Source organism: Gracilibacillus salitolerans, assembly GCF_009650095.1.
Taxonomy (GTDB): domain Bacteria; phylum Bacillota; class Bacilli; order Bacillales; family Amphibacillaceae; genus Gracilibacillus; species Gracilibacillus salitolerans.
Window position 1 is genome coordinate 375,944 of sequence record NZ_CP045915.1, and the last position, 26,977, is coordinate 402,920.

At 37.2% G+C, this 26,977-nt stretch carries 26 protein-coding genes and 1 pseudogene; 17 read left to right on the forward strand and 10 right to left on the reverse strand.

Annotated features, from left to right (window positions below; all coding sequences use genetic code 11):
• The first annotated feature begins 66 nt into the window (after positions 1-66).
• Entirely contained in the window at positions 67-1,206 is a 1,140-nt protein-coding gene (locus tag GI584_RS01990; RefSeq protein ID WP_194842101.1) for an MFS transporter, read from the forward strand.
• 152 nt (positions 1,207-1,358) lie between these two features.
• Here GI584_RS01990 and GI584_RS01995 read toward each other — a convergent pair whose 3' ends face one another.
• Positions 1,359-1,793, reverse strand: a complete 435-nt coding sequence (locus tag GI584_RS01995; protein ID WP_153790066.1) for an SRPBCC family protein — start codon at positions 1,791-1,793, stop codon at positions 1,359-1,361.
• 197 nt (positions 1,794-1,990) lie between these two features.
• Between GI584_RS01995 and GI584_RS02000 the strand changes: the two genes are divergently transcribed.
• The 5 genes from GI584_RS02000 to GI584_RS02020 all read left to right on the forward strand — a co-directional run bounded on the left by GI584_RS02000 (position 1,991) and on the right by GI584_RS02020 (position 5,166).
• Positions 1,991-2,599 (forward strand): dihydrofolate reductase family protein, encoded by a 609-nt coding sequence (locus GI584_RS02000; protein ID WP_153790067.1) that lies wholly within the window; start codon positions 1,991-1,993, stop codon positions 2,597-2,599.
• 282 nt (positions 2,600-2,881) lie between these two features.
• Positions 2,882-3,514, forward strand: coding sequence for a hypothetical protein (locus GI584_RS02005; protein WP_153790068.1), 633 nt, complete (start codon positions 2,882-2,884; stop codon positions 3,512-3,514).
• Between the two features lie 140 nt (positions 3,515-3,654).
• The gene (locus GI584_RS02010) at positions 3,655-4,305 is read left to right on the forward strand and encodes a hypothetical protein (protein ID WP_194842102.1); all 651 of its coding nucleotides are present in this window, start codon (positions 3,655-3,657) and stop codon (positions 4,303-4,305) included.
• A gap of 142 nt (positions 4,306-4,447) precedes the next feature.
• Entirely contained in the window at positions 4,448-4,945 is a 498-nt protein-coding gene (locus tag GI584_RS02015; RefSeq protein WP_153790069.1) for a PadR family transcriptional regulator, read from the forward strand.
• Positions 4,918-5,166: a hypothetical protein gene (locus tag GI584_RS02020; protein WP_153790070.1), complete on the forward strand. Its 249-nt coding sequence runs from the start codon at positions 4,918-4,920 to the stop codon at positions 5,164-5,166. The genes GI584_RS02015 and GI584_RS02020 overlap by 28 nt, the downstream gene beginning before the upstream one ends.
• 101 nt (positions 5,167-5,267) lie before the next feature.
• Here the strand turns inward: GI584_RS02020 and GI584_RS02025 are convergent, their stop codons facing one another.
• Together GI584_RS02025 and GI584_RS02030 are read right to left on the reverse strand one after the other, a co-directional pair.
• Entirely contained in the window at positions 5,268-6,632 is a 1,365-nt protein-coding gene (locus tag GI584_RS02025; RefSeq protein ID WP_153790071.1) for an MFS transporter, read from the reverse strand.
• Positions 6,616-7,083 (reverse strand): MarR family winged helix-turn-helix transcriptional regulator, encoded by a 468-nt coding sequence (locus tag GI584_RS02030; protein WP_100362267.1) that lies wholly within the window; start codon positions 7,081-7,083, stop codon positions 6,616-6,618. Before GI584_RS02030 ends, GI584_RS02025 begins: the two co-directional genes overlap by 17 nt.
• A 394-nt stretch (positions 7,084-7,477) precedes the next feature.
• Here GI584_RS02030 and GI584_RS02035 point away from each other — a divergent pair, with 394 nt between their 5' ends.
• The 4 genes from GI584_RS02035 (at position 7,478) to GI584_RS02050 (ending at position 12,199) form a co-directional block, all read left to right on the forward strand.
• On the forward strand, positions 7,478-8,461 hold the full coding sequence (locus GI584_RS02035; RefSeq protein WP_100362266.1) for a LacI family DNA-binding transcriptional regulator: 984 nt from the start codon (positions 7,478-7,480) through the stop codon (positions 8,459-8,461).
• A 136-nt stretch (positions 8,462-8,597) separates the two neighbouring features.
• Positions 8,598-9,932, forward strand: coding sequence for an ABC transporter substrate-binding protein (locus GI584_RS02040; protein WP_153790072.1), 1,335 nt, complete (start codon positions 8,598-8,600; stop codon positions 9,930-9,932).
• A gap of 159 nt (positions 9,933-10,091) precedes the next feature.
• A complete protein-coding gene (locus GI584_RS02045; protein WP_153792886.1) occupies positions 10,092-11,363 on the forward strand; it encodes a carbohydrate ABC transporter permease in 1,272 nt (423 codons plus the stop codon).
• 14 nt (positions 11,364-11,377) lie between these two features.
• Positions 11,378-12,199 carry a carbohydrate ABC transporter permease gene (locus GI584_RS02050; protein WP_100362264.1) on the forward strand — a complete coding sequence of 274 codons (822 nt, stop codon included), beginning with the start codon at positions 11,378-11,380 and terminating at the stop codon, positions 12,197-12,199.
• Positions 12,200-12,234: 35 nt separating this feature from the next.
• Here GI584_RS02050 and GI584_RS02055 read toward each other — a convergent pair whose 3' ends face one another.
• Positions 12,235-13,665: an amidase gene (locus GI584_RS02055; protein ID WP_153790073.1), complete on the reverse strand. Its 1,431-nt coding sequence runs from the start codon at positions 13,663-13,665 to the stop codon at positions 12,235-12,237.
• A 116-nt stretch (positions 13,666-13,781) separates the two neighbouring features.
• Here GI584_RS02055 and GI584_RS02060 point away from each other — a divergent pair, with 116 nt between their 5' ends.
• From GI584_RS02060 to GI584_RS02075, 4 genes are all read left to right on the forward strand, one after another.
• A complete protein-coding gene (locus GI584_RS02060) occupies positions 13,782-14,213 on the forward strand; it encodes a VOC family protein (protein ID WP_153790074.1) in 432 nt (143 codons plus the stop codon).
• Positions 14,213-14,995: a DNA alkylation repair protein gene (locus tag GI584_RS02065; RefSeq protein ID WP_153790075.1), complete on the forward strand. Its 783-nt coding sequence runs from the start codon at positions 14,213-14,215 to the stop codon at positions 14,993-14,995. The genes GI584_RS02060 and GI584_RS02065 overlap by 1 nt, the downstream gene beginning before the upstream one ends.
• A 13-nt stretch (positions 14,996-15,008) precedes the next feature.
• Positions 15,009-15,614, forward strand: coding sequence for a TetR/AcrR family transcriptional regulator (locus GI584_RS02070; RefSeq protein WP_153790076.1), 606 nt, complete (start codon positions 15,009-15,011; stop codon positions 15,612-15,614).
• A 70-nt stretch (positions 15,615-15,684) separates the two neighbouring features.
• Positions 15,685-16,233, forward strand: a complete 549-nt coding sequence (locus GI584_RS02075) for a DUF7010 family protein (RefSeq protein ID WP_153790077.1) — start codon at positions 15,685-15,687, stop codon at positions 16,231-16,233.
• Between the two features lie 50 nt (positions 16,234-16,283).
• Here the strand turns inward: GI584_RS02075 and GI584_RS02080 are convergent, their stop codons facing one another.
• From GI584_RS02080 to GI584_RS02105, 6 genes and pseudogenes are all read right to left on the reverse strand, one after another.
• Positions 16,284-19,496 carry a DEAD/DEAH box helicase gene (locus tag GI584_RS02080; RefSeq protein ID WP_153790078.1) on the reverse strand — a complete coding sequence of 1,071 codons (3,213 nt, stop codon included), beginning with the start codon at positions 19,494-19,496 and terminating at the stop codon, positions 16,284-16,286.
• A 157-nt stretch (positions 19,497-19,653) separates the two neighbouring features.
• Positions 19,654-20,064, reverse strand: coding sequence for a VOC family protein (locus GI584_RS02085; RefSeq protein WP_100362256.1), 411 nt, complete (start codon positions 20,062-20,064; stop codon positions 19,654-19,656).
• A 43-nt stretch (positions 20,065-20,107) separates the two neighbouring features.
• Complete coding sequence (opuFB, locus tag GI584_RS02090; protein ID WP_153790079.1) at positions 20,108-21,619, reverse strand: osmoprotectant update ABC transporter permease/substrate-binding subunit OpuFB; 1,512 nt, start codon at positions 21,617-21,619, stop codon at positions 20,108-20,110.
• On the reverse strand, positions 21,612-22,571 hold the full coding sequence (locus GI584_RS02095; RefSeq protein WP_153790080.1) for an ABC transporter ATP-binding protein: 960 nt from the start codon (positions 22,569-22,571) through the stop codon (positions 21,612-21,614). The genes opuFB and GI584_RS02095 overlap by 8 nt, the downstream gene beginning before the upstream one ends.
• Before the next feature lie 167 nt (positions 22,572-22,738).
• Positions 22,739-22,913: pseudogene (locus GI584_RS23935) on the reverse strand (glyoxalase); the annotation flags it as partial.
• 89 nt (positions 22,914-23,002) lie between these two features.
• The gene (locus GI584_RS02105) at positions 23,003-23,587 is read right to left on the reverse strand and encodes a CGNR zinc finger domain-containing protein (protein WP_153790081.1); all 585 of its coding nucleotides are present in this window, start codon (positions 23,585-23,587) and stop codon (positions 23,003-23,005) included.
• Between the two features lie 117 nt (positions 23,588-23,704).
• On the opposite strand from GI584_RS02105, the gene GI584_RS02110 reads away from it, so the two are divergent.
• The 3 genes from GI584_RS02110 (at position 23,705) to GI584_RS02120 (ending at position 26,782) form a co-directional block, all read left to right on the forward strand.
• Positions 23,705-24,934: an MFS transporter gene (locus GI584_RS02110; protein WP_153790082.1), complete on the forward strand. Its 1,230-nt coding sequence runs from the start codon at positions 23,705-23,707 to the stop codon at positions 24,932-24,934.
• 29 nt (positions 24,935-24,963) lie between these two features.
• Positions 24,964-25,437, forward strand: a complete 474-nt coding sequence (locus tag GI584_RS02115; RefSeq protein ID WP_153790083.1) for a DinB family protein — start codon at positions 24,964-24,966, stop codon at positions 25,435-25,437.
• 148 nt (positions 25,438-25,585) lie between these two features.
• A complete protein-coding gene (locus tag GI584_RS02120; RefSeq protein WP_153790084.1) occupies positions 25,586-26,782 on the forward strand; it encodes an MFS transporter in 1,197 nt (398 codons plus the stop codon).
• The last annotated feature ends 195 nt before the right edge of the window (positions 26,783-26,977 follow it).

Consider the following 26,977-nt stretch of genomic DNA (forward strand, 5'->3'; position numbering starts at 1 on the left):
ATTTTCGGACAATAGTTAACTGGTTAACTATTAGTAAGTTAACCATTAAATTTAGGAGGAATAAAATTGAAGAAAATTATTGTTAATTTATGTGTATTATCGTTTTTGGTTGGCTTTGACTTAATAGTTACTGTCCCGATGTTACCAGTAATAAGTAATGATTTAGATTTAAAGATGGAACTCAGTGGGGTCTTATTTACATCTTATGCTTTATCTTATGCAGTGTTTGGATTAATAATGGGAAGCATATCCGATCGTATTGGTAAAAGAAAAGTGTTATTAGCAGGTATCGCTGTATTTTCAGGTGCAACATTTGTAACCGGCATATCAGGTTCCTTATTAGCATTGATATGTTTTAGAGTTTTAGCTGGTTTAGGAGCAGCAATGATTCAACCTACTGTTTTTTCGTTTGTAGGAGAAGTTATAGAATATAAGCAAAGAGGAAAAGTTATGGGACTAGTTACTTCAGCTTTAATTCTCCCAACTGTTGTAGGGATCCCAATTTCAGGTTTTATCACGGATATTTTTAATTGGAGAATAACCTTTTATGCTTTGGGGATGATAGGGATTTGTATGTTGATTGTTACATGGTTTACTATCCCACATTCCCCTTCTACTAGTTCTACTTCTTTAATAAAAATGTTAAGAGAAGCCTTTTCTAATCGAACTATAACATTAACTTTACTCATTTCTTTTATGTATTATGGGGGATTAGAATCAATATTTTCCATTATTGGTATTTATTATTATCAGTACTTTCAATTATCTTCATCTATCATTGGAATTATCCTTCTAATTGCGGGGGTTACAAGTGTATTGGGAAGTTTGGTTAGCGGAAAAGTGATGAATAAACCACATAATAAGAAAAAACTGTTACTATCGATGTCCCTCATTTCTTTATTCTCCATCTTATTATTAACTGTCAACGATAAAATTCTTTATGTATCCATATTTTTAAACCTAGTGTGGTCTTTTTCCTATGCATTTGGTCAAAATGTTATAAACACATACATGTCTAATCAGCATGATCAGATTAGAACAACTGTAATGTCCTTAAACTCCTCAGCTATGTATTTTGGAGCAACGATTCTAAGTGTGTTAAGTATAATGCTTCTAAATTATTATTCCTTTATTGCAGTTGGTCTATTATGTGCAGTTGCTTATCTTCTTTCCGCACTATTAACATATAGACTAGATGTTAGATAGATGAGAAGTGCTTCCGACCTGGTTGTTTAGTGGTGATCAGCAATAAATTTATAAACCCTTAAAATGGAGAAAACTTGATTAACGAAGATACAAAGTTAGAATACTTGAGGAACTTTGAATTACTGCCTTCTCTATGTAGGGGGCAGAACCCCCTATGAAAACTTCCTTGTTTGATACGATATTCCTTTTCCACCTTCGCAATATTGTTTCAGACTGTATAAAAAGATAGCCCAGTTGTAATTACAACTACGATAGCAAGTGGTAATATCCTGCCAATTTGTATGACGGAAAATGACCTCAGTTTTTTCGTTGTTTTCTTCCAAATCAAAGGAAATTGTTGTATTGATCCATTCTGGTTCATCTGATTCAATGCATTTCCAAACAACCTTCTTATTAACAATTAGCTCTTCTACACGAATTTTGCTCTCATCCCTTTCACCGAAACGAAACACATTAATCGCACCTATTTCATTATTGAAAATTAAGTCATTTGTCCATATTTCGGAAAGACCTTTTTCCGTTGTCAATACCTCGTATACATTTTGAACTGGACTGTTCACAATTTGAAAGTGTTCGATACTGGACATAATCCCATCTCCTTTTAAATGTTTTATATAAATCTATCTTATTATACAATTTCTTAGACCGATGGGTTTCTTCTAAATTGCTTTTATTTTCTGTAATTCACTGAGTTTTTGTGTGAGTTAATTTCTAGCAATATAAGAGAAATATTCAGCTATTTCACATGCTAGAATAAAGAAACAAAGAGGAAGGAGCGAATTAAATGTCAAAAGTTATTCTTGATATTTCAATGTCACTTGATGGTTTTATAGCTGGTTCGAATGATAACCAAAAACAGCCACTAGGAGAAGGAGGCGAAGTGATCCAGAACTGGTTGTTTAGTGGTGACCAACCAAGTCGTTACAATGACTTTTTTAAGCTATCTCCCACAAACAAAGAAGTTTTTGACGGTCCAGTTCCCATGACAGGGGCGATGGTTGTAGGAAGGAGAACATTTGATATCGTTAATGGCTGGGGTGGCAGTCATCCGATTCAAGGAGTTCCTATTTTTATCGTGACCCATGAAGCTCCTGACAGTTACTTAGAAGAGAGTACCGATTTTACATTTGTCACAAGCGGAGTAGAAGATGCTATTCAGCAGGCGAAAGAAGCCGCAAATGGTAAAAATGTCAGTGTTGGAACTGCCAGTATTGCTCAGCAGTGTATATCAGCAGGTCTTCTCGATGAAATGCATCTTCATGTAGCACCTGTTCTGATGGGGACAGGAATCCGCTTGTTTGATCAAATTGGCATGGAACAAATAAAGCTAGAATCTCAAAAGGTAACAGACGGTTCTAATGTTACACACTTAAAATATAAGTTCTTGGATTGAAATAACTAGACATGAATCTTATGGACACTTAAAAAGAAATATGCAAGTTTTTGTCCGTAAGAAGTGATCTTACGGACAGTATTAGTAAAAGATGTTTAATGTTGTCCATAAGACAGGTTCTTATGGACAAAAAAACGTGCCAATCTATGATAGTGTCCATAAGACCTCTCCTCCGTCTTTCTTAAAATACCCTAATAGGAATTATGTTTGGAAATAACCAGGAACTATTTGTAAAATGAGTGTTAGGAAAGAATTATCCACTAGAAGGTTGGTTTCTAAACAATGAATCAAAATAAAAAAAGCAAACTAGTAGTGTTACACGCGCATCATAGTAACATTGAATATACGGAGACAGCACTGAAGGCTGCTAATGTAGAACAAATCCATCACGTTGATCCTGGTCTTATCGATGCTATTAAAACTAAATCAGCGCACGACGTACAACAAAGAGTACAGACACAATTAGAATGGCTTGCAGATTCTAAACCAGATGCTATCCTAATAACGTGTACGAATTATAGTTTATATATAAGAGAATCAGCGATAAGTGATATTCCCATTTTAAAAATCGACGAACTGTTTTTCCGTGCGCTCCTTGATTATCCAGCTGCAACATTATATTTTACCAATCCTCATACAGTAGAAGGTACTGCTAATCGGCTGAAAGATTATTACAAGCAAGCTAAATTGAGAGCGGATTTCCAAGTGAAGATAATAGATCATGCTTTTGAGTTATTAATGTCCAATATGCAAGACGCCTATAACGAAACTATTGTTGACTATATCGAAAAAGATTTACCTCAGGGACAAATAGTTTTTCCACAGCTATCCATGCATCAGGCAGCCACACGCCTTAAAAATCAAGGATTTAGTATTATCACCCCAGTTGACACGTTGAAAGAAGTAGAACTCTAAATATAAAAGGAATTGCCGAAAGAGTACTGTAGTACTTTTTCGGCTTTTAATATTTGGTTTACGAAAAAAATTGACTTTATATACTTAGTAAGTATATACTCGATATGTATTCACTCGGTATATAAAAAGGGATGAGATAAATGCAATTTATCGTGCAATATCAATGGGAAATTTTTATTGTGGCTGAAATAATATCACTTATCTGTTTATTGTTATTTGGTGGCGTACGTTATCTATTTGGTAAGAGGAAACAAAGCTTGTTCTTTTTATTTTTATTTCTCTTCTTGCTTATTTTAGAAGCCGGGTTAGCGATCCTTATTTATAACGAAACAGGTGAAATCTCCACTTTTCAAATAGTTATTGCTATTTTTGTTGTTTACGCCTGTACTTTTGGTATCCACGATTTTAAAAAACTTGATCGTTGGATGCGGACGAAAATAGGAAAGTGGAGAGGTGTTGATTTACTGACAGAAAAAGATAAGTCAATAATAAAAAAACAAAAAGATCCAAAGTACATCGCTAAAATAAATCGATATAGTGCAATCATTCATTTATTTGTATTTGTTGTTGTACAGATAGGTTTCTGGCTATATGGATTGGGCGACATCATGCATTTCAGGGAATATCTTACCGATCTTTCCTGGATTGGAACCGAAGCCATAGAAGAAACGCCATATCCAAATGAAACGCTCTATCGTATTTCGATGTTGTGGGGTTTAATTTTTATCATTGATTTTATCTGGTCTATTTCTTATACCATTTTTCCGGCGAAAGGAGAAAAGGTTGATTAAAACAAAGGTTTAAAAATAAGTCTGTGTATAGCCAATAGCAGGAGGATTACTGTTTACACTTCTTGCTTCATGGTTTCCGAGCAGAACAGCATCACATATACCAGTAAAAGAAGCAATAAACTATGAATAAGCGGGGATTGCCATGTCAGTAAAACATTCTATGCTTGCATTATTATATGAAAAACCAAGACACGGCTATGAATTGAAAACAGGCTTCGAAACACTTGTTCAAGGAATGTGGCCGCTCAATGCTGGCCAAGTGTATACCACTCTTGATCGGTTAGAGCGTGATAATTTAGTCGAGTCACCAGGAAACGACCAAAAGGATCGTAAGCTCTACACGATAACAGAAGCTGGTAAAGAAGAGCTGTGGAATTGGTTAGAAAAGCCGGTCGGCCGCTCGTTGCTAAAAGATGAATTTTATTTTAAGTTTTTGTGTGCCAATCATGTAGCATATGATGAAAAACAAAACATGATCAAAAAACAAAAAGAAACGATGATAAAGGATGTTCTTCATTTAACCCATTTAAAAAAACAAATGAATCAAACAGGAAATGAAACGATGAAGCTGCTTATCGAAGGAGCATTACTTCATTTAGAAGCGGATATAAAATGGCTGGATATGATTACTGGGGAATAGAACTTCAGGAAAAAATTTTGCAAGAATTAAAGGGGCTAGGACAGAAGTACTTGTTTCATGGCAAAACACGAACATCAAAATTGATGCTCGGTGTTTTTGTTCCTTGGATAAGCGTTTCTGTTCCTTGGAAAAGTATCCTTCTTCCTTGGATAAAGGTATATATCCAAGGAAGGGCGGTAATCAATCCGTTTTTCTTAGGTTTTGCCCACCCTCTTTTGTAGATTACTTGTAAGGGAGACCAAATTAATGTTGACCAATCTGAAGGTAAAAAAAGATGGTTCTTTATGATGAAAGCTCAAATGATATAAGCAACTCATTATATTTATCTAACAAGATAATGCTTTTTTACAAATATATACACAGTAGTTATTACACAAGCAATGATAGCTAATATCAAAAAGACGTGGCTAAAACGCAACTCCACTATTGACTGTATAAAAGGGTACACTTTAAAGCTAGTTATGAAATTAGCCTCTAGCAAAGTACCAATAAGACTGGTAGCAACAGCTCCGGCGATAAAATTAAACATTGTAAAAAAACCCATTCCAACACCAACGGATTCTTTAGGTAATGTAAGGGAGATGGTATTCGTCAATGCTACCCGAATAAACGTCGCCCCAATGTTCCCTAGTATTAATATAATCGCAATCCATATCGGGTTAGTAGAGACAAATAAGGAAAGAAGAAAATAACAAAGTCCTAAGAAAAAGATAGATAAGTAAAATACAAAGCTATTACCATACTTATCTGCTAATGCACCTCCTTTTTTACCAAGAAGGGCAGCTATTACCGCAGAGGGGAATAGGACAATCCCTATAAAAACAGGAGATAAATGGTGCATTTTATCTAGTAGTAGAGGGGTTACAAAGGTTAAGGCAAATAACAATGAAGCGGTAAGAAACGTAATAACAAGTGTAAAAGAAAAGCTTTTGTTTTGGAACAAACTAGGTAAAACAAATGGTGTATGATAGGTATTGATACGAATAATAAATAGTACGAAGAGGACGAGGAATATTATTGCAAATGTAATGTTAAAATTTGTAATGGTTAATACGAGAAAGGCAATGGTGACAGTTAATAATGTTGCTCCAATATAATCAATTGCTTTGGAAGCATTTTTATCTATTTTTACTGGCAAATATTTAGTCAAAAAAGGTAATGTTAATAAAGGGATAAAGGATAAGGCAAATAAAAGTCGCCAGTTTCCCACTTCTGCTACTACACCAGAAATAATAGGACCAAGTGCCGTCCCTAAAGCCATTCCAATCGCTAATGTTCCGATTGCTTTTCCTCTTTCTTCTTTTGGAAAAAATCGTGCAGGCGCAATCATGGCTACAGTCGGAATGACAGCAGCACCAGCCGCTTGTAACATTCGGCTTACTATTACCATTTGGTAGTTAACAGCAAACAGTCCAATTAAAGAGCCTAAAGCGAGTATAATTAAACCAATTTGTAATAAGCGGTTTAAGGAATATATGTCTGCAAGCTTTCCATAAATCACTGTGCCAACAGCGTAAATCATCATATATGCAGAAACTACCCAACTAATATCAGCAGAAGATAAAGAAAACTCTTTCTGTATGAAGGGAAGTGCTACATTAAAAAGAAAGGCATTCATTACCGAGAAGATTAGCACCACAACTAACACACGTAATAACGCTTGTTTATTTTTAATCATGATTTCCATTAGGATTCTCCTCCTTATCTTTAGAATGAATGGCATTATCGGTCGCCTGTTGTAGTAACGATAACAGCGCAGATTTTTCTTCTTCTGACATCCCTGTAGTAAGAATGGAAGTCCATCCTGACAAAATGTCTAATATCTCCTCTTTTATGGATCGAGCTTTATCGGTAATAAAGACTAAATTTTGTCTTCGGTCCCCGGTACTTTCCCTTCGGATAATAAATCCTTCCTTTTCCAACTTCTGAACGGAACGAGTAGCAGTAGCCTTGTCGACATACAACTTCTGTGAGAGTAGGTATTGTGTTACACCATCTTCTTGATACAGTAGCATCAGAAAATGCATTTGTGTCACGCTTATTCCATAAGGTTCTAATTTGCTGTTAATATACATTTCAGAAGAACGGTTTATCGTACTGATCAATTTCCCGACGGATCGATGTCGATTATTCTGCATGTTAACTTCCTCCTTTTAGTTGCGTGTGCAACCTTTTCATTAGTATATATTAAAATAGTTGCGGTAGCAACTAATAAACATACATATTCTGTATGTTTATTAAATAAATCTAATGTATAAAGTATGATTAGAAGCATGAAGCAATGCTGTTTTTATGGATAGCATAGTATCATATTTTCATTTTTAGCTAGATTTAAAATCATATTTCTGATTATTTATTGTATGGTTGTTATGCAACAGTTCGTAATTGACTTTATTAGGAACTATATTATAATGTTATCATAATGTAACGGATTACATTTTGATAGAATAGCTAGACTTAGACATGTTGAAAGTTTCATTTTTTATATACATGATTTGACAAAATTAATGATGTGAGAAGGGGGGGTTAACCATGCCAACTATTCAAGATGTGGCAAAAAAAGCGGGCGTTTCAGTTGCAACGGTCTCAAGAGTTTTGAACAATCCATCTACAGTTAAAAAAATAACGAAACAAAAAGTTCAAAAAGCAATGGAAGAATTAGACTACTCACCAAGTATTTTAGGTAGGAATTTGCGAAATTCTGAAAGTAGAATGCTTCTCGTGTTGATACCGAAAATATCAAATCCTTTCTATTTGCGAATCGTTGAAGGGATTGAAGAGAATGCACTAGAGCACGGGTACAATATATTAGTCTGTCAAACTCATTCTAAAACGGAAAGGGAAAGTGTCTATTTTGATCTGTTAAGAAATCGGTTAGCAGATGGCGCTATAACAATGGATCCTACGATCGATAAGGAAAAGTTAATTCATCTGGCTAAGCAATTTCCGATTGTACAATGTAGTGAGTATGATAAAGATAAAAGTTTATCTTATATTACGATTGATAGTGAATTGGCAGCATATCAAATGACAAAATTCCTCTTAAAACAAGGACATCGGCGAATTGCCATGGTCAATAGTGATGAAAAATTTCTTTATGCTCGTGAACGAAAGAATGGTTACCTCAGAGCATTAAAAGAATTTGATGCAGCATTTGAAGAGAATTGGATTTATAGAGCTGCAAATGTAACATTTGAAGAAGGTCAACAGGCCATGAGATCCCTTTTAAATAGAGAAGAAGGGTTTACAGCGGTTTTTGCGGTGTCAGATATGTTAGCCATTGGTGCGTTAAAAGAATTAAATATCCAAGGTATTAGTGTTCCTGATGAAATGGCTATCTCTGGGTTCGATAAAATCGACTTTACTAATATGACATTCCCTAGATTGACAACGGTTGCACAACCGATGTATAAAATGGGGAGTATAGCAGTAGAAATGTTAATTAAAAAAATTCGTGGCGAGAAAATAGAAGATGTCATATTAGACCATGAATTAATAATAAGGGAATCTACTTAAAATGGCAGGTCGGATTAAATGAATATGATTTATCAAAAAATCATTGACTTGTATATACAGTTTGATATAAAATCAAAATGTAATCGATTTCAAACAATGTAATGAAATCGAAAATTCTGCAATAGGGGGTTCTGTTATGGAACAGACGAAAAGACTTTTATTAGTATGTCTTATGTTAGTGTTGGCTATTTTTGTTACAGCATGTAATGGTGATAGTGAATCAGAAGAAGATAATGCAGAAGGTACGTCTGATGAAGAGACAAACAATGAGGAAAATGAAAGCGCTTCAGATGGAGAAGAAGTTACCATCGTATATGCACGTGGTGTAGATACTACAGGAGCTATTGATCTAGTAATCGAAGCTTTTGAAGAGGAACATCCCCATATCAACGTAGAGCTCAGAGAAATGCCAGCAGATACAGGTCAATCACATGATCAATACGTAACTATGTTTAGTTCACAAAGTTCTGAGGTGGATGTGTTTGATGCAGATGTTATTTGGCCAGCTGAATTTGCTCAAGCAAACTATGCATTAGAATTAGATAGATTTATCGAAAGAGATGGCATTGATATGGATGCCTATTTTCCTGGAACTGTTCAAGCTGCCAATTTTAATGGTAAGCAATGGGCAATGCCGAAATTTACAGATGCGGGTATGCTTTACTACCGCTCTGATATTGTAGAAGAAGCACCAGAAACGTGGGATGAATTAATTGAGCAAGCGAGCGAACTGCAAGGAGAAGAAGGAACGGAGTTTGGTTACTTAATGCAAGCTGCACAATATGAAGGTTTAATATGTAACTATATTGAATTTATAGCATCTTATGGCGGGCAAGTTATAGATGAAAACAATAATGTAGTTGTAAATAGTCCTGAGACGGTGAAAGGGTTAGAAAAATTAATGGAAGTTGTCAATTCAGATTTTGTTCCTGATAACATTCTAAACTTTATGGAAACAGAAACAGAGAACGCTTGGATTGCTGGTGATTCCGTATTTGCACGTAACTGGCCATATCTACAAGCATCTTCTAATGATGAAGATCGTTCATCTATAGTAGGTGATGTAGATATTGCTCCACTTCCAGCAGGTGATGAAGGTAATGCAGCGACTTTAGGTGGCTGGATGGGTATGATTAATCGTTTTTCAGAACAACCGGAAGAAGCATGGGAATTCTTGAAATTTATGACAAGTGAAGAGGGACAGAAGATTATAGCTGTTCACGGAGGACGCGCACCTACTTTGGAAGCGCTTTATGATGATCCGGAAGTACAAGAAGCAGGACCTTTATTTGCCAATCCAGAATTTGTGAATGTATTACAATCTGCGGTACCACGTCCTGTATCACCAATTTATCCGGAGATTTCAGATATAATGCAAATTGAAGTATCAAAAGTATTAACTGGTGATCAATCAGCAGAAGAAGCGGCAGAAAATATGCAATCAAAAATTGAAGCAGCGATGGAAGACTAATTTCGTATCAATTGGCACTTGAAAAAAGCAAGATGGGCACGCTTCATCTCATCTTGCTTTTTCTTTCAATTATATCCTCGGGCGAGGTGTATTTAATAGAAAGGGAGGGAAGGTAAAGTGAATAAATTTCAACTTAACGATAAGCAACTAGGTTATGCGATGATTTTACCATCATTACTACTTGTTATCGTTGTCACTTTATGGCCGGTTGCACAGTCCTTTTACAACAGTTTATTTGACTATCGTTTGAATGATCCAACCAGATCACAAAAAATGGTAAACGCTAATATTGATTTAGAACGATATGTTGACAATTACTTTTATATTAATGGTCAGCTTAGTGAATTGGAAGGGAGCGCTGAAGGAGAGCAGTTAGAATCTGTTCAGAGTGCAAGAGAAACAATCGAAGGTTATCATGAGGAATTAACTAGTGATCCGGAAATTAATGCGAAAATGGAACAAATAGATGAAATGCTAATGAACTTTGAGCCCATATCAGATTCTGAACTCAAATATACCGAGGTAGGTAAAGATTTTGCCTCAGATTATCGTAGTGCTTTAGAGGATATATCTGCAGAGTTTCAGACTATGGCGGAATCGATTGACAATGAACAGCTAGCTCAAAGCTTTGAACAAACTGGTTCATTGCTTTCGGGGACAAGTGAAAATATTTTAGAATCAAATTTTATTGGGTTCGCAAATTATGTGAAATATTTCAAAGACCAACGTATGTGGCAATCATTATGGAATACGTTTTACTTTACCGTTGTCTCTGTTGGGTTTGAACTTGTCTTAGGTTTAGGAATTGCCTTACTGATTAACCGTGCCTTTAAAGGGCGTGGGATCGTACGTGCTTCTGTATTAATTCCATGGGCAATACCTACAGCGGTTGCTGCTATGATGTGGGGATTCTTATATGATGGTCAAACAGGTATTGTGGCCCATTATTTTGAGAAATTAAATATTATACCAAGTGCATCATGGCTATTATCAACTTCTGACGGTGGAATGTTTTCGATCATATTTGCTGACGTTTGGAAAACAACCCCGTATATGGCGTTATTATTGTTGGCTGGTTTGCAAACCATTCCGAATTCGTTGTATGAAGCTAGTAATGTCGATGGTGCAAGTAGATGGCAACAATTCATTAAGATTACATTACCATTATTAAAATCTGCTATTCTAGTTGCGTTATTATTTAGGACATTAGATGCGTTTCGTGTATTCGACTTAATTTATGTATTAACTGGCGGTGGACCGGCGAATGCTACAGAGTCGATCTCAGTTTATGCATACATTACTTTGTTCTCACAACAGAATTTTGGTGCGGGGTCCGTGCTGTCCGTTATCGTATTCTTATGTGTGGCATTAATTAGTTTCATCTATGTAAGGTTAATTGGTTCCGAATTATTCGCAGGACGTACGAAATAGAAAGGGGTGCTGAGATGAAAAAACGAGCCGGTATTGGTTTTTATATCTTTTTGGTTATATTCGTTTTTTTAGTGATGTTTCCATTTATATGGGTTTTCTTGACTTCGATAAAACCAGTTGGTGAAATCTTTACTTCATTTAGTTGGTTTACGAAGAATCCGACACTATCTTCCTATGAAGCTGCATTGACGAATCGACCATTGTTACGCTATATGTTAAACAGTTTTGTTGTTTCCAGTTTAACAACTGTCCTAGCAGTTGGTTGTGCGGCGTTTGCAGCCTATGCTGTCACAAGGTTGCCTATCAAAGGGAAAGGATTGTTTTTAGGAGTTGTACTTGCGGCGTCGATGTTCCCGCAAATTGCGATTATATCACCAATTTTTAACTTAGTTACGTCATTAGGGTTGCGCAATAGCTATATCGGTTTAGTAATACCTTATATTACGATCAGTTTGCCGTTATCGATCTGGGTGCTTTCTACCTTTTTTCATAAGATTCCGTTTGAATTAGAGGAGTCAGCAAAATTAGATGGAGCTAGTCCATTTCAAACGTTTCGTAAAATAATCTTCCCTCTGGCAACACCAGGTATTTTTACGACGGCCATCTTAGTTTTTATCGCTGCGTGGAATGAGTATTTATTTGCATTAACTATTAATAGTGATGATATTTGGAGAACTGTACCAGTAGGGATCTCCATGTATCAAAGTGAATTTTCTATTCCGTGGGGAGATATTTCTGCGGCCACTGTTATTGTAACAATACCGATCGTTATTTTGGTATTGTTATTCCAAAAGCGAATTGTTTCTGGTTTAACTTCCGGTTCAGTAAAGGAGTAAAAGATAAGGGAGGCCAGCTACCTCTCTTATCTAATTTATAAGCTATCGCTAATATTTTGATAGTAATGCAACCATGGTTTTTCTTGTTCTATCTGGGAAGCGAGTTGTAGTAACAGCTGATCCTCACCTAATCTGCCAAAGAAATGAGTGCCAACGGGTAGACCATCATTGGTCCAATGGGTTGGAACACTCATTGCAGGTTGCCCTGTTGCATTTGCGATTGGCATAAATGGATTATAGTCTAACATGTTATCCATCATTTGTTGAAACGCATCAGTGTCGGGATCAGCATGCTTTCCTATTTTTGTTGGCAATTGGTTTAAGGTTGGTGTCATCCATACATCTACATCATGGAAGAATGCTAGGATTTTTTGTGCTTCCTTCTGGATGTATACCCGCGATTCTTCATATTCTAATGCTGACAAATCTCTCCCATATTTTAAAATGTTAAAGGTTAACGGTTCTAGGTTGTGGAAAGAAGGTTCTTGACCTGTCATTAGTCCAGAATGCTTGATAATAGCGGATCCGCTTCCCATCCAAATATTAATAAAATGCTTGGCAAGTTGTTTGAAATCGATTGGTGGCATTTCCTCCACTACCTCATGGCCTAAGTCTTTTATGAGTTGTACAGTGTTTTCCATGTTATTTCTTGTCTCCGGATCAAAATGAATCGTCTCATTTTCTTGATATTGAACAGCAATTTTCAGTTTTCTCGGTGTTTCATGGACGCGTTCTAAAAAGTTGTTCTGTGAAGCAAAGCTTGGATATAGTTGATGATCACCAGCTCCATTTAAAATATCCAATAATGCCGCACTATCTCTGACAGAACGAGTAAGTGCGTGATTAATGGAAAAATGATTCATATAAGTAGGATATGGCATTCTTCCTCTACTTGGTTTAAACCCAAATAACCCACAGACAGAGGCCGGGATTCGAATGGATCCACCACCATCATTAGCATGAGCGAAAGGAATTAGACCAGCTGCGACGGCTGCAGCAGAACCGCCACTCGAGCCACCTGGTGAGCGTTCTAAATCCCAAGGATTTTTAGTCGGTCCAAACAGAAGAGGCTCTGTGGTAGGAAGAAAACCAAATTCAGGTGTATTGGTTTTTCCTAAAAAAATAAGTCCAGCATTTTCAAATCGATTAACAATTTCATCGTTTTCCGGTGCGATAAAGTCCTTTAACATAGCAGAACCACTTGTTTGTCTTACTCCTCTTACCGCATTTAGATCTTTTATTAAGAATGGAAGTCCTGCAACCTTACCTTCCGTTGTCGTCATCTTTTTTGCTTGATCCCGTCCCAGTTCAAAACTTTTTGTGATTACTGCATTTAATTTAGGGTTGTAATGCTCGATTCGATCGATATAAAAATCTGTTAGTTCTAAAACAGATATTTCCTTTTGATCGAGCAACGCTTTTTGACCTAAAGCGTCTAGTTGAAGCAATTGATTAAAGGGTTTCATATATTAGTATTTCTCCTTTTTTGAATAAAACTATTAATCACATTATATCATATCATTTAACATACATACAGTTTGTATGTTAAAATGAATTCAAATTTAAAAGAGGAGTGGGAATCATGAAATTAAGCAGTTTTTATCCGGTATTGATGACAGAAAAAGTAAAGGAAACTGGAGAGTTTTATCACGAGCATTTTGGTTTCTCTGTCGTATTTGATGCTGATTGGTACATGAGTTTGAAACAAAAGGAGACTGGTGATGAATTGGCAATCCTTCAAGCTAGTCATGAAACAGTGCCATCTTCGTTTGGTAAGTCAGTACAAGGGCTAATCCTTAATTTTGAGGTAGACAATGTGGATCAAGTATACCAGAACCTGATAAAAGAAAATCGACTTCCTTTACACCTTGAATTACGTGACGAGGTATTTGGCCAAAGACATTTCATTACAAGTGATCCGAATGGCATTTTAATTGATGTAATCACCGTAATCCCACCTGATGAGTCATTTCAAGATCAGTATAAAGAAGAAATATGGAAGGACGAAGTGTAATGAGCAATTATGTTCCTTTAAAATATTATTTTGACCAGGAATTAGCCCTTCGTTTAGCTGAATTAATTCACCCGATCCATCCTCACTTTAACAAAAAGGCATTTATAGAGTTAGTAACCTTAGAAGTTGAGAATAAAGAATTGAAAGCTAGAGTGGAGGTGATTGCGGATGCATTGCAACAATACCTCCCATCAGACTATGAAGAAGCTTCAGCTATCTTATTAAAGATACTCGGACCGCAAAATAAAACAGAAGAAGGCATGTTTACCAATGGGTATTTCTTAATGCCGGTAGCCTATTTTGTTGAAAAGTATGGGCTGGAGTATTTTGATCTTTCCTTCCATGCTATGTATGAAATAACAAAACGATATACAGCTGAATATGCGATCCGTCCATATCTAATAGCGGATACCAATTCTTCCATGGCCTATCTTCAAGATTGGATAACAGATCCGAATCCACATGTGAGACGATTAGTGAGTGAAGGAACACGACCAAGGCTGCCATGGGCTAAAAAGATGCCGCCACTTAAGAATAATCTTGAAAACAATTTATCTTTACTAGAAAAATTGCTTCATGATACTTCTCCTTATGTGCAAAAATCAGTAGCCAATCATCTGAATGATTTAACGAAAGAATCTCCGGAACAAGTTTTAGTATGGTTGCATCAACTGATGAAAGCCAATCATCATGTGAATCGAAAAATAATTAAAAATGGATTAAGAACTCTGGTAAAATCAGAACATGGGCATGCATTAGAATTATTGCGAAAAGTGGAGTAAGGAGTGGAACAGCATGAGAAGAACCAAATTGGAAACGGAACAGACGATAGATAACTTGATCAAAATTGCACGATATCATTTTACAGAGTATGGCTATGCAAAAGCAGCGTTGGAAGAGATAGTTAAAGAAGCGAACTTAACTCGAGGGGCATTATACCACCATTTTCAAAATAAAAAAGGACTTTTTCTTGCTGTTTTTGAAACTGTTCAAAAGGAAGTGGGGGAACATGTAGAAGCGGAAGCGGCAAGAGGTAATGACAGCTGGGAGCAGTTAATCCGTGGTTGTCGAGCTTTTTTGGAAGGGGCAGTGCAATCCCACAATCAACGTATCCTTTTGATAGATGGACCGGCCGTTTTAGGATGGGACATGTTTCGGAAAATGGACGAAAAATACTCGATGAGTTCTTTGAAAGAACAATTACAGTTGATGCAAGAACAAGGATTACTAAAGCCGGTTTCGATTGAGGCGATGACACATTGCTTATCAGGAGCAATGAATGAAGCGGTGCTATGGATAGCTGATCGACTTGATCAGGAAGAGGTAATAGAAGAAGCGATGGTAGTTCTGGAGCATTTATTAGAAGGATTAAAAAAGAAAAATGAAGCAAGTTATTCTTAACATGGTATCATAAGGTAATCAACAGAAGATCACACAACAAGCTAAAGTCTAAAATAGTGGAGGTTAAAAATTGAATATTCTCGCTTTGAAACGAGATGCTGCTATAAAAGGGAAAAACGGAATTGCTTTTATTATCGCTGCAACAATTATTTGGCTAGCAATTACTGTCGTTTATTTGCAATCCATACCACTTCTAACAAAGAATATTATCTTGTTTTTTCTCACCGCTTTCCTTTTTCCACTTGCATTAGCTGTTTCAACTATTGTAAAAGCCGATTGGAAATTAGCGGATAATCCACTTGGAATGTTAGGGTTATTCTTAAATTTAGCTCAATTTATGTATTTTCCTATTATATTTTGGGCGTTTATGCAAAGTCCAAAGGAAATGATTATCTTTTTTGCTATTGTGACAGGAGCACATTTTTTCCCTTATGGCTGGTTTTATGAAGCGAAGCCTTATTATATATTCGCTCCTATTATTTCGGTATCGATTATGTTAGCAGGCTGGACGATGGAAGAAAGTCAATTATGGATCATTCCGCTTATGATGGTTATTTTTCTTTTCATTCTAAGCCTCTTATTATATGGCGACTATAAAAGTAAGGTGAAAGGAAACTAGAATTGGGACGGAGGGACAGGTACCTTGTCCCTCACATCCCTGGTAAAAATTTACGATAACAATATTTCACGAATATCTTCTTCCGTTAATGTGGCCGATGCTTTTTCCTTCGAATCAATGATCTCTCCTATAAGGGATCTTTTTTCTTCTTGCAAATCATTCATTTTTTCTTCAATTGTACCACGGGCAACAAGCTTGAGGACTTGTACGGCACTCGTCTGACCAATACGATGGGCGCGGTCTGCCGCTTGTTCTTCCACAGCAGGATTCCACCAAGTGTCATATAAAATAACCGTGTCAGCACCAGTCAGGTTGAGGCCTGTTCCACCTGCTTTCATTGAAATGAGAAACAAATCGCATTCACCTGCATTGAATCGATTGCATCTTTCGACACGTTCTTCTGACGGGGTTTGCCCATCCAGATACAAAAAGGACCTGCCTTGAATGGCTAGATCTCTACCTATTAACTCAAGCATTTTCGTAAACTGTGAGAAAATTAAAACCCTTCTTCCTGCTAGCCTCGATTCCTCTAGAATCTGTTTTAGCTGTTCAAATTTAGCAGAACTCCCTTTATACCCATCTACAAACAAGGCAGGGTGACAGCAGATCTGCCGTAACCGTGTGAGGCCAGCAAGGATTTTGATCCGATTTTTCCGTAATGTGTCCCTGTCTAGATGCTTTAACGTGTCGTGTCGAAGTTTTGCCAAATAAGCGGCATAAAGCTTCTTTTGATCTGGTAGCAGTTCGACAGATTCCCTCGATTCAATTTTTTCTGGCAACTCTGAGAGGACATCCTCTTTTACCCTGCGAAGTAAAAACGGCTTGACCCGTCGAGCAATCTGTTTCCTCGTGAGATTACTATACTCCTTCAACCCTTGAAATAGCTCAGGAAAGACGACATGAAAAATCGACCATAGTTCCTCTTGATTATTCTCTACCGGTGTACCAGTTAGGGCGAAACGATTATCAGCCTGTAACTTCTTTACGGCCTGTGCTGTTTGAGTAACAGGATTTTTAAAAGCTTGTGCTTCATCAAAGAAAACGGTGTGAAAGGTTTGTTTCTTATACCAGTCTATATCCATTCGTAACAATGGATAGGAAGTAATGACAACATCCAACTCTAATGTTTTTTTCTGCATTTTGACCCGTTTTGTTTTATTTCCATCTATAATAGCCACTTGAATGTCAGATGCGAACTTCTTTATCTCACTACGCCAGTTATACATTAAAGATGATGGACAAACGATAAGCGCAGGGAGTTTCTTCTTACGGATAATAGGAAGCTCGGACAAAATGAATGCGATACTTTGTAGCGATTTGCCAAGGCCCATATCATCTGCAAGAATTCCACCAAACCCATGGCTAGCAAGCGTCTTTAGCCATTTATAGCCGTGTGTCTGATAGTCTCGTAATATTGTCGCTAAGCTATTCGGGACTGTAAACGTCTGATTATCAGGATTTTGAATAGTGTGTAGGAATTGACGAAACGATTTCTCGAATGTGAATACCTGATCATCAGCGGAGTCTAGTAACTGCACTCCTCTAATGACTGGTACATGTAGTCCACTTACCACGTCTTCCTGATCCTGGATCGGAGCAGTACTCCTCAAAAAACGTTGAAGCTCTTCAAACTCTCTTGTTTCCAATGACAATAGTGAACCGTCCCGCAAACGATAGTACTTTTGCTTTTCCTCTAAAGCCGATAAAATTTCACGTATGTGCTGGTCAGGAATACCATCCATTTCAAATTTGAATTCCAACCAGTTGGTTCGTTCCCTTTGGATCTTTACTTTAATCTTTGGTCGAGGATTTTCCTTGAATATCCTGTTCCGCACAGCAGTTGTAGCATATACTTGTACTAATTTTTGAATCTTCGGGAGCATATGGTATAAAAAGTCATACTCCAGAGCTTCATTATGTAAGAAATATCCACTATCTGTCTTTGTAAATTGACTGTCATCCATCATTTGCAGTATGGCATTTTCCTTCGCCTCATCTCTTACTAAAATCGATGTCGTCTCGATTTGCTCATCATCTAATGGATTGATCAAAATATTTCCATAATGAAATTCCAAACCTGCAAGAAGTCGGTTTCTCACTCGATCTAAGTATAATTTTATAAGTAAAGGAGTCTGCTTCAGTTGTTTAGTGACAGCACCATGTAAATGGACTTGACCTAACCTTTTCAATATGGGTAGTCCTTTTTCTATGAAAAATTCTGTTTGTCTTGGCGGAATCGGAATTTGATTGGTTTCAGAAGTATCGAGTATATGGATGAGCTCAGATAGATACTGAAAGTCCTCCTCTTTTATCTGTATTAAATTGTCATCAAATAGTAGAGCTCTATAAGCATCTAACACGATGATCTTATCTCGTCCTTTAACGGTGAGTAGATAATCGTGATTGTGAGTTTTGGTAAAGTAAAACGATAATGGCAATGTGACATGATCGGAAAAGTAGAGTTTCTCTATTATTTCCTTCCCGTTTGTTAATTTCACAACTGGTGCTTTAGTGAGTAAGGGCACCAGTCGTTCCCAGGGAGAAGGCGGAATAACTAATAGCTGATCGCTTATGTTATATTCAAATTTATCTATTAACTGATCATAGCCATATGCCTTCTCGTCATTAATCACTTGGATCAATTGTTGTATAATGTTGTCGGTTTCAGGTGCGAAACAATGCATTTCAGGATCATAAGTGAATGAATTAGCTAGAACATAGCTACTACTTTCTTTCACTTGCTTAAGAAAGGTACGGATATTTTTAACTTTCGTACTGCCAACCTCAACTTCTATTCCAAACAGGGATTTTCCTTTGTTATTGGTAATAAGTTTGCACGTGAAAGCTAATGGAAGCACATTCCGACTTTCAAATCGTGGCTGTTGGGCACTGGGACGGATCGGGCGATTATCAAATAGGTTCATTAGCCCTTTTGAAATTTCTGAACTAGACGAAGAGTCTGCATGAGGATGTAATTCTCTTTGTGGATGTTCAGATATCGCCAGTAAAACGGCCGCTACGTGCTGACAGTCATTTTTTATAGATGCTAATGTAGGGCAGCTGCATGTTGTACTTATATGACCACTTTCATCCTTTTCAACCGTGACATGGAAATTCTCCTTTCCAGCTACGATTGCCTTGCAACGGTAAGGGGTGGAAGTTTCAAGATATACTTTATTCGAACGATAAAAGGAAAGTCCTTTTTTGAAGGAAGTTTTACCACAGGCTTCTTCTATTTTTTTATGACTCCATTCTATATTCATATATGCGTACTCGCCTTCTATCAAGACACATGTAATGTGCATTTGGTATTTGTCCAATATTTTATCACGGTGTTAAGCGTCCTGGAAGTCTCCCTTTTGTTCAACTAGTAACGAATTGAACATAAATGTTGGGACAGGCACTATGTCATATTCTTGCTTAAGGATAATCACAATATTCGATAATGGTTCCTTCTGTATCGGCAGGGTTTAAGTAAATTAATCGTCTGCCGTGTTTGTTGACTCGTCTAGTGTGTTCCATCACGCGAATGTCTTCTTTCTTTAGGTTCTCAATTGCTATATCTAAGTTATCCACGCGATATGCGATATGGTGAACACCTTTGCCTTTTTGTTTGATAAACCGGGCAATGGGAGAGGTTGTATTATTAGTTGGCATCAATAATTCTGTACGAGCACCCTCTATATCGATGATCGCAATTTCGCTTTCGACACCAGCAGCTTCACTACGATAGCGATCGAATAATTCTCCACCTAAGACATTTATATAAAAATCGATACTGCCTTCCAGATCTCTAACTGCAATCCCAATATGATCTAATACTTTTTTCATTAAAATCACCTTTCACATCTATTTAAACACTATTATAACATGGTTATAACCCTTCATCTTCTAAGTAGGTTCGTGCAACTTCGTGTGCGCTTTTTCCTTCGACTGCTACCTGGTAGTTCATTTCGCGCATTTGATCATCTGTAATTTTTCCAGCAAGTTGGTTAAGTATTTCCTCCAGCTCAGGGTAACGATCCAGTGTTTCTTGTCTTAGCAGTGGTGCTCCCTGATAAGGTGGGAAGAGATCTTGATCATCTTCTAACACTTGTAAATGGTACCTTCTTAATTCGCTGTCCGTAGAATAAGCATCAATTAGATTGACATCGCCTTCTTCAATAGCCGCATATCGAAGTTGTGGTTCCATCGTGGTAACGTTCGGAAAATTTAGTCCATACAGGTCCTGAATTCCTAAATAGCCATCTTCCCGATCAGAGAATTCGAGCGTGAATCCTGCCTGAACTTCATGTTCTATCCTTTGCAAATCGGAAATAGTCTCTAATTGATGTTGTTCGGCAAATTCCTCTGGAACTGCTAATGTGTACGTATTGTTGAATTGCATTGGTTGTATGAATTTCAGATCAAATTCTTCTAATAATCCATCATGTGCTTGATGATAGACTTCTTCTTCATTATTACTTGAGGCGGTCTCATTTAAAAATTGCGATAATGCTGTTCCGGTAAATTCTGGATAGATATCAATGCTTCCAGATCGCAATGCGTTAAACAAAAAGGACGTTTTACCTAAGCCCGATTCTAGTTCCACTTGAAGATTTGTTTCATCTTCAATTAATATTTTGTACATGTTGATTAATATTTCCGGTTCAGTGCCTAATTTTCCGCCAATAACAATGGTGTCTTCATCATTTTCCATGATATTTGGCACAAGAATAAATAGTAAAGAAATAATCGCAATGAATACGATTGTCACTATTGATTGCTTGAAAGAGAATTTCTCCATCTTTCTTAATAATAGATCAAAAAAGATTGCTAAAAGTGCAGCAGGTATTGCCCCAAATATAATAAGTGATGTGTTATTCCGATCGATTCCTAGCAAAATGATATCACCTAAACCGCCAGCTCCAATCAATGCAGCAAGAGTCGCTGTCCCGACAATTAAGACCATGGCTGTTCTGATCCCTGCCATAATTACTGGCATTGCTAGTGGAAGTTCTACTTTCATCAGTTTTTTGGATGTATTCATCCCCATCGCTGTTGCTGCTTCAATTAATGAATGATCAACTTCTTTGATGCCTGTATACGTGTTGCGCAAGATTGGTAACAACGCATAAATGATTAACGCAATGATTGCCGGTCCTTTGCCGATTCCGAATAAAGGAATGAAAAGGCCTAGTAAAGCTAAGGAAGGAATAGTTTGTAAAACTGCGGTCACGCCGATAATAGCTTCTGCAACTTTCTCTTGTTTCGTCAGGTAGATTCCAAGTGGTATGGAAATTATTACGGCAAACAATAAGGCAATGAAAGATATCTGTATATGCTCCCATAATGCCTGCCATAATTGATCTTGTCTGCTTTGAAATACGTCATATAAGTTAGACATGTTCTCCCCGCCCTTCTTTTAAGGAGGAAGAAAAGTAATGAACGATCATCTGTCTATTCACTCTACCGACTGTTTTACCTTCTGATGTAACATGTAGCGTGTCTTCTTTGGATAACATCTCTAATACTTCTTCCAGAGTAGCGGATGCATCAATTGTAAAAGCTGGTTTTGGTTCTTGTCTATCTATAGGTTGCATAATATCCTCTAAGTGAAAAGCAGTGCCTATTTTGTTAGAAGAGCCTACAAAGTCGCGGACAAAGTCATTGGCAGGGCTCGTTAGGATATCGTTTGGAGTGCCTAACTGAACTATGCTACCTTCTCTCATTATGCAAATTCTGTCCGCCAGCTTCAACGCTTCTTGAATATCATGGGTAACAAATACAATTGTTTTATTAATTTTCTTTTGCAAGTCTATCATGTCTTCCTGCAATTTTTCCCGGCTGATCGGGTCTAATGCGCTAAATGGTTCGTCCATTAGGATAATATCCGGGTCTGCCGCTAATGCACGGATAACTCCGATTCGTTGTTGCTGGCCACCTGAAAGTTCGCTTGGCTTACGCTGGCGATATGTGTCCGGATCAAGGCCTACCATATGTAATAATTCGTTGGTACGTTCTTTGATCTGATCGTTGTTCCATTTTTTCATTTCTGGAACAATTGCAATATTTTCTTCGATGGTCATGTGTGGAAAAAGCGCAATTTGCTGCAAAACATAACCTATATTCCACCTTAGTTCATGGATGTTGTATTCACTGATTCTTTTATTATCAATTAAAATGGTCCCAGTAGATAGGGGGATGAGACGATTCATCATTTTAAGCGTAGTGGTTTTTCCACAGCCACTCGGTCCAATCAGCACAAAAAATTCTCCTTTTTCAATAGAGAAGCTCATGCTGTCTACAGCAGTCGTACCATCAGCAAATTGCTTGGTAACATTTTTAAAAGTGATCATTCGAATAAAACCCCTTCTTTAAACTCTGAAATAATAGTGTATATGGATACTTTTCCCCTTTATTACGGTGCTAATCGTCCGTAAAATCCCCGCTGATAAGTCTCGCATTATCATTATTCGGTTGAACTAGTTTAATGAAGGGCTAAGCATCTTGTCCTATCTCTGTCTTAAGGATAATCACAATATTCAATAATGCTTCCCTTCTGTATCAGCGGGGTTTAAGTAAATTAATCGTCTATCATGCTTGTTTGGCCGTAAAGAATCTTCAAGGACTCGAATTCCTTTAGTCCTCCAATCGACTAACGCCTCATCAAAATTATCGACGTGATAAGCTACATGATAGTCTTCATTTCTAAAGGTTTGTCTCAGTAAAACATAGAATAAAAACAGCATTTAAAAGCTGTTTTCAAGAAAAATGTTGAATGACACACTTATTTTTCCTCTTTCTTCCTCTTGTGATGTCTTGTTACTTTGACTCGATTTCCGCAAATTTGCATCGAACACCATTTTCGACGTCCACGTTTGTCAATAAAAAGTAAAACACATTCTGGATTAGAACATCGGTGTAAATGATCTAAATCACCAGAAGCTATTAATTGTAAACCATTCATTACGATTAAGGACATTAGCGACTGTGCAGGATCACCTAAAGGGACAGGAACAAGCTTATTATCAATCAATTGATACGTAAATGGAGCTTGTTTCATCCGCTCTTCCAGCAGTGCCACCATCTCAGAGGGTGCTTCTTTCCCATCAGCCACTTTTTCAAAATGTTCTCGAAGGTAAGCACGCATTTCTCTCAAAAGGTCTAATGCTTGCTCGCTCCAATCATCTATTTTCCTATCAAATTGTTGTGTTAATACAATGTTTTCTGATAACAAAGTGTGGATCCATGCCTTTACATGTTCCTTATCAGTTAGTAAATCATGTCGAACTCCATGCCGAACGACCTCTGTATTGACCAAATCTAATGAGATATTTCCTGATATAAGCGGGAATTTTATGTTTTCTTTCATTATTATCAGCAACCTTTCGATATTAACCTATAATAACACATTTGACAGGTTAAATAAAACGGTGTATATTATTAACTACTAAAACATAATTTTACAGGTTAAAAAAGGGGAGTTTGAATGAATCATAAGTTTATCGGTTCAAGAATTGTGTGGGTATCATTTATTACCTTGATGGGTGCATTTGGTTTGAATCTAACGGCAGGTCAATTTTTTGCGCCATTAAATGAAACATATGGATGGGACTTGGCAGTGCTTAGTTTAGCGGTATCCCTTAATATGGTGACTTGGGGAATTTTTCAGCCAATTATGGGAAAAGGTATCGACCGATTTGGCCCCAAAATAGTGATTGCAGGAAGTGCGAGCTTAATGGGAATGGCATTTATTCTATGCGCAACGATCACACAATTATGGCAATTCTTTGTATATTATGGGGTTCTCACAGCTATCGGATTTGCGGGGTGTGGATCGATGGCAAATTCTGTACTAGTGTCTCGCTGGTATATCAAAAAACGTGCAAAAATGCTTTCGAGAAGCTCGATGGGAATGAATATTGGCCAGCTGTTATTATTGCCTTTAGCAGGTTCGCTCATTGCATTAGCTAGTTTTCGAATGGCATTCTTCATACTGGGTGTCATTATGCTTGCTATTGTTGTCCCGCTGGTGTTGATTTTTGTGAAAAATAACCCTGATGAAGTGGGGCAAATGCCAGATGATTATGCTGAGTCGATTACTGTAAGCAGCCATAGCGCGACTCTAAAAGAAGCTATCTGGAGTAAAGAGTTTTGGCTTGCTTCATTAGGTTTTGCATCATGCGGTTTTACACTGTATTTGGTAACCATGCATTTGCCTAATTATGCAGTAGATCTAGGAGGAGCAAAGTCACTGGGAGGCCAGTTATTAGGACTTGCAGCATTAGCCAGTGCAATTTCGATGTGGATATCTGGGCAATTATCTTATAAAATGGGTAAGAAGAATATGCTTATTTTTCTATATATTGTAAGATTGCTAGCCTTTTTTTGGGTCGCCATGTCACCGGGTATTTGGCAGTTATATCTATTTGCTGTTATATACGGTATTTCCTCCATGCCCATTATTCCGCTAGTTACCGGTATTATTGGTGATAAATTCGGCAAAAATGCGATGGGAAGTATTCTTGGCTTCAGTTGGTTCATCCATCAAGTTTTTGCCGCAATCGGTGTATTTCTTGGCGGATATTTAAGGTCAGTGACGGGAAATTACACGATTGCATTCTGGACTGGCGGATTGTTATTAGCATTTGGTGTTATTTTGACACTATTTATTAGAGATACGGCTGTTACGGTGAAGGACAAAACCGTTACATCATAAAAAACTTAAGATGAAAGGTGCTGAGTTGGATGGATGAGCTTCTGAAACAGTTACAATTTGCAAGACAAAGTACCATTGATTATGTTAAACAGTTGGAAGAAAGACGGTTTGAGGTCATACCTAAAGGGTTTAATAATCATATTAAGTGGAACTTGGGTCATATTTACGTTGCGCTAGAAATAATTGTTTTTCGGTTGACTGGCGAAAAGACGGAGTTTCCGGTAAATTTCCCTGAATTATTTAGCCCTGGTACATCGCCAAAAGAATGGACAATGGAAGCACCGGAAACAACAGAGTTAATTAATGCATTGGAGGAACAGTTGGAAAGGCTTGATTCTTTGCTTTCAAAACGTTTAGATGATGCCATTCCGGAAGAGTATACCACATCGACAGGTTTGCAAATTTCAACCATTGGAGATTGTGTAAGCTTTATAATTTATCACGAAGGCATGCATTTTGGAATCATTAAAAGCATTAATCAAGTATTACAAGAAGGTGAATGAAAATAGTTGAATGATAGAGTTTGCGTGATATTTACACGTAAACTCTTTTGTTCTTGTGAATAACGGTTTGTGATATAGTAAACTCATCACTTTCGTATGAGAAGTGAAATAATCTGTGAAATGACAATCAGTTACTTTGGGGGATACTATGAAACGGTTACTATGGATTGCTTGCTTTACCTATTTGTTGATAGGACTAACACATATTATTATAGGTTCTTTGTTAACAGAAATCTTGGACTATTATAACCGGAATTATACAGATGGTGGTGTTTTAATTGCCTGTCAATCAGTTGGTTTTCTGACAGGGGTTATTTGCTCGTCTTATATATCGAAATTTTTAGGACGTAGACGCGCTGTAGTATTTGCCATTCTATCGATTGGCCTTGCACAAATCGCATTTGTATCATTGATTCCATGGACTTGGTGGTTGGTCATCGCTGTATTTTGCGGGTTAGGCTTTGGAATTATCGAGCCATTGGTAGGCTCGCTTATTATTGATGCGATTAAAGATAAACCAGCAGTGGCTTTTAGTAGATTAGAAGTTTTCTTTGGAATAGGTTCACTGATTATGCCTATTATATCCGGTTGGTTAGCATCGACAGACTTATGGCGTTATTCCTTTTTAGTATTAGGTTTGTATGCGCTTATTATTTGTGTGATTTGGATGAAGGTTTCCTTTGGATCACTGGATAAGTTGATGGCAAAATCGATGGAACAAGAAGAACAAAAACAAAAACAGGCAGAATCAACACCATTTTTAGGAGGTAGGTATACTTTATTTACCGGGTTTATTTTATTTTTCCTTATCTATGTTGGAACAGAAGTCAGTATCATGAATTTTCTGCCATCGATTCTTATTAGCAAATTAGGCACAGAAACCTTTGCGGCAACGCTAGCCGTTACAATCTTTTGGGGAGCGATGGTAACAGGGCGTTTGGCAGCAGGTTACTTAGCAGAAAAAATGAACTATGCTCGTTACTTGGGAGTTTGCTGCTTTGGAATGGTCATTTTTGTTGCGAGTCTGGGTTTTATTACAAGTTTGTGGCTAGGATATGTTTTGATTGTTCTAATCGGGTTGATGATGGCTGGAATATTTGGAATTGCCCTTGTATATGCGAACCAAATGCTTCCGGGTAGTACGGAACGAAATACTAGTATATTGATAGCGGCTGGGGGAGTTGGAGGCATTGTTCTCCCACTAGTTACTGGAGGTATTATGGATCACTTTCCAACAATGGTCGTTTCGCTTGTACTTGCGGGGTTATCTCTTTTTATGTTTTTGTTTATTGTGTTTTTGAAAGGTCAACAACCTGAACAAGCGAGTGAACAGGTGGAAGCTTAGGTGAAAAACGATTAGAACAAGCGTACTCGAAACATATGAGATCCAAGCTGAACAGTGGTACCAACCCTGAAAATTTCTTGTGACTTGGTTGATGAACTATTATAAAATATCGCCAATTAATTATCCATTTATGGTAAAATAGTAATAAATATACATAAACGTTATACTGTTCCCTGTTTTTGCAAAGAATTGGGA

Bases quoted from the DNA above. Each gene is read 5' to 3' on its own strand.
- GI584_RS01995 (WP_153790066.1), bottom strand. From the start codon at position 1,793: ATGTCCAGTATCGAACACTTTCAAATTGTGAACAGTCCAGTTCAAAAT.
- GI584_RS02000 (WP_153790067.1), top strand. From the start codon at position 1,991: ATGTCAAAAGTTATTCTTGATATTTCAATGTCACTTGATGGTTTTATA.
- GI584_RS02005 (WP_153790068.1), top strand. From the start codon at position 2,882: ATGAATCAAAATAAAAAAAGCAAACTAGTAGTGTTACACGCGCATCAT.
- GI584_RS02010 (WP_194842102.1), top strand. From the start codon at position 3,655: ATGCAATTTATCGTGCAATATCAATGGGAAATTTTTATTGTGGCTGAA.
- GI584_RS02015 (WP_153790069.1), top strand. From the start codon at position 4,448: ATGTCAGTAAAACATTCTATGCTTGCATTATTATATGAAAAACCAAGA.
- GI584_RS02020 (WP_153790070.1), top strand. From the start codon at position 4,918: ATGGCTGGATATGATTACTGGGGAATAGAACTTCAGGAAAAAATTTTG.
- GI584_RS02025 (WP_153790071.1), bottom strand. From the start codon at position 6,632: ATGGAAATCATGATTAAAAATAAACAAGCGTTATTACGTGTGTTAGTT.
- GI584_RS02030 (WP_100362267.1), bottom strand. From the start codon at position 7,083: ATGCAGAATAATCGACATCGATCCGTCGGGAAATTGATCAGTACGATA.
- GI584_RS02035 (WP_100362266.1), top strand. From the start codon at position 7,478: ATGCCAACTATTCAAGATGTGGCAAAAAAAGCGGGCGTTTCAGTTGCA.
- GI584_RS02040 (WP_153790072.1), top strand. From the start codon at position 8,598: ATGGAACAGACGAAAAGACTTTTATTAGTATGTCTTATGTTAGTGTTG.
- GI584_RS02045 (WP_153792886.1), top strand. From the start codon at position 10,092: ATGATTTTACCATCATTACTACTTGTTATCGTTGTCACTTTATGGCCG.
- GI584_RS02050 (WP_100362264.1), top strand. From the start codon at position 11,378: ATGAAAAAACGAGCCGGTATTGGTTTTTATATCTTTTTGGTTATATTC.
- GI584_RS02055 (WP_153790073.1), bottom strand. From the start codon at position 13,665: ATGAAACCCTTTAATCAATTGCTTCAACTAGACGCTTTAGGTCAAAAA.
- GI584_RS02060 (WP_153790074.1), top strand. From the start codon at position 13,782: ATGAAATTAAGCAGTTTTTATCCGGTATTGATGACAGAAAAAGTAAAG.
- GI584_RS02065 (WP_153790075.1), top strand. From the start codon at position 14,213: ATGAGCAATTATGTTCCTTTAAAATATTATTTTGACCAGGAATTAGCC.
- GI584_RS02070 (WP_153790076.1), top strand. From the start codon at position 15,009: ATGAGAAGAACCAAATTGGAAACGGAACAGACGATAGATAACTTGATC.
- GI584_RS02080 (WP_153790078.1), bottom strand. From the start codon at position 19,496: ATGAATATAGAATGGAGTCATAAAAAAATAGAAGAAGCCTGTGGTAAA.
- GI584_RS02085 (WP_100362256.1), bottom strand. From the start codon at position 20,064: ATGAAAAAAGTATTAGATCATATTGGGATTGCAGTTAGAGATCTGGAA.
- opuFB (WP_153790079.1), bottom strand. From the start codon at position 21,619: ATGTCTAACTTATATGACGTATTTCAAAGCAGACAAGATCAATTATGG.
- GI584_RS02095 (WP_153790080.1), bottom strand. From the start codon at position 22,571: ATGATCACTTTTAAAAATGTTACCAAGCAATTTGCTGATGGTACGACT.
- GI584_RS02105 (WP_153790081.1), bottom strand. From the start codon at position 23,587: ATGAAAGAAAACATAAAATTCCCGCTTATATCAGGAAATATCTCATTA.
- GI584_RS02110 (WP_153790082.1), top strand. From the start codon at position 23,705: ATGAATCATAAGTTTATCGGTTCAAGAATTGTGTGGGTATCATTTATT.
- GI584_RS02115 (WP_153790083.1), top strand. From the start codon at position 24,964: ATGGATGAGCTTCTGAAACAGTTACAATTTGCAAGACAAAGTACCATT.
- GI584_RS02120 (WP_153790084.1), top strand. From the start codon at position 25,586: ATGAAACGGTTACTATGGATTGCTTGCTTTACCTATTTGTTGATAGGA.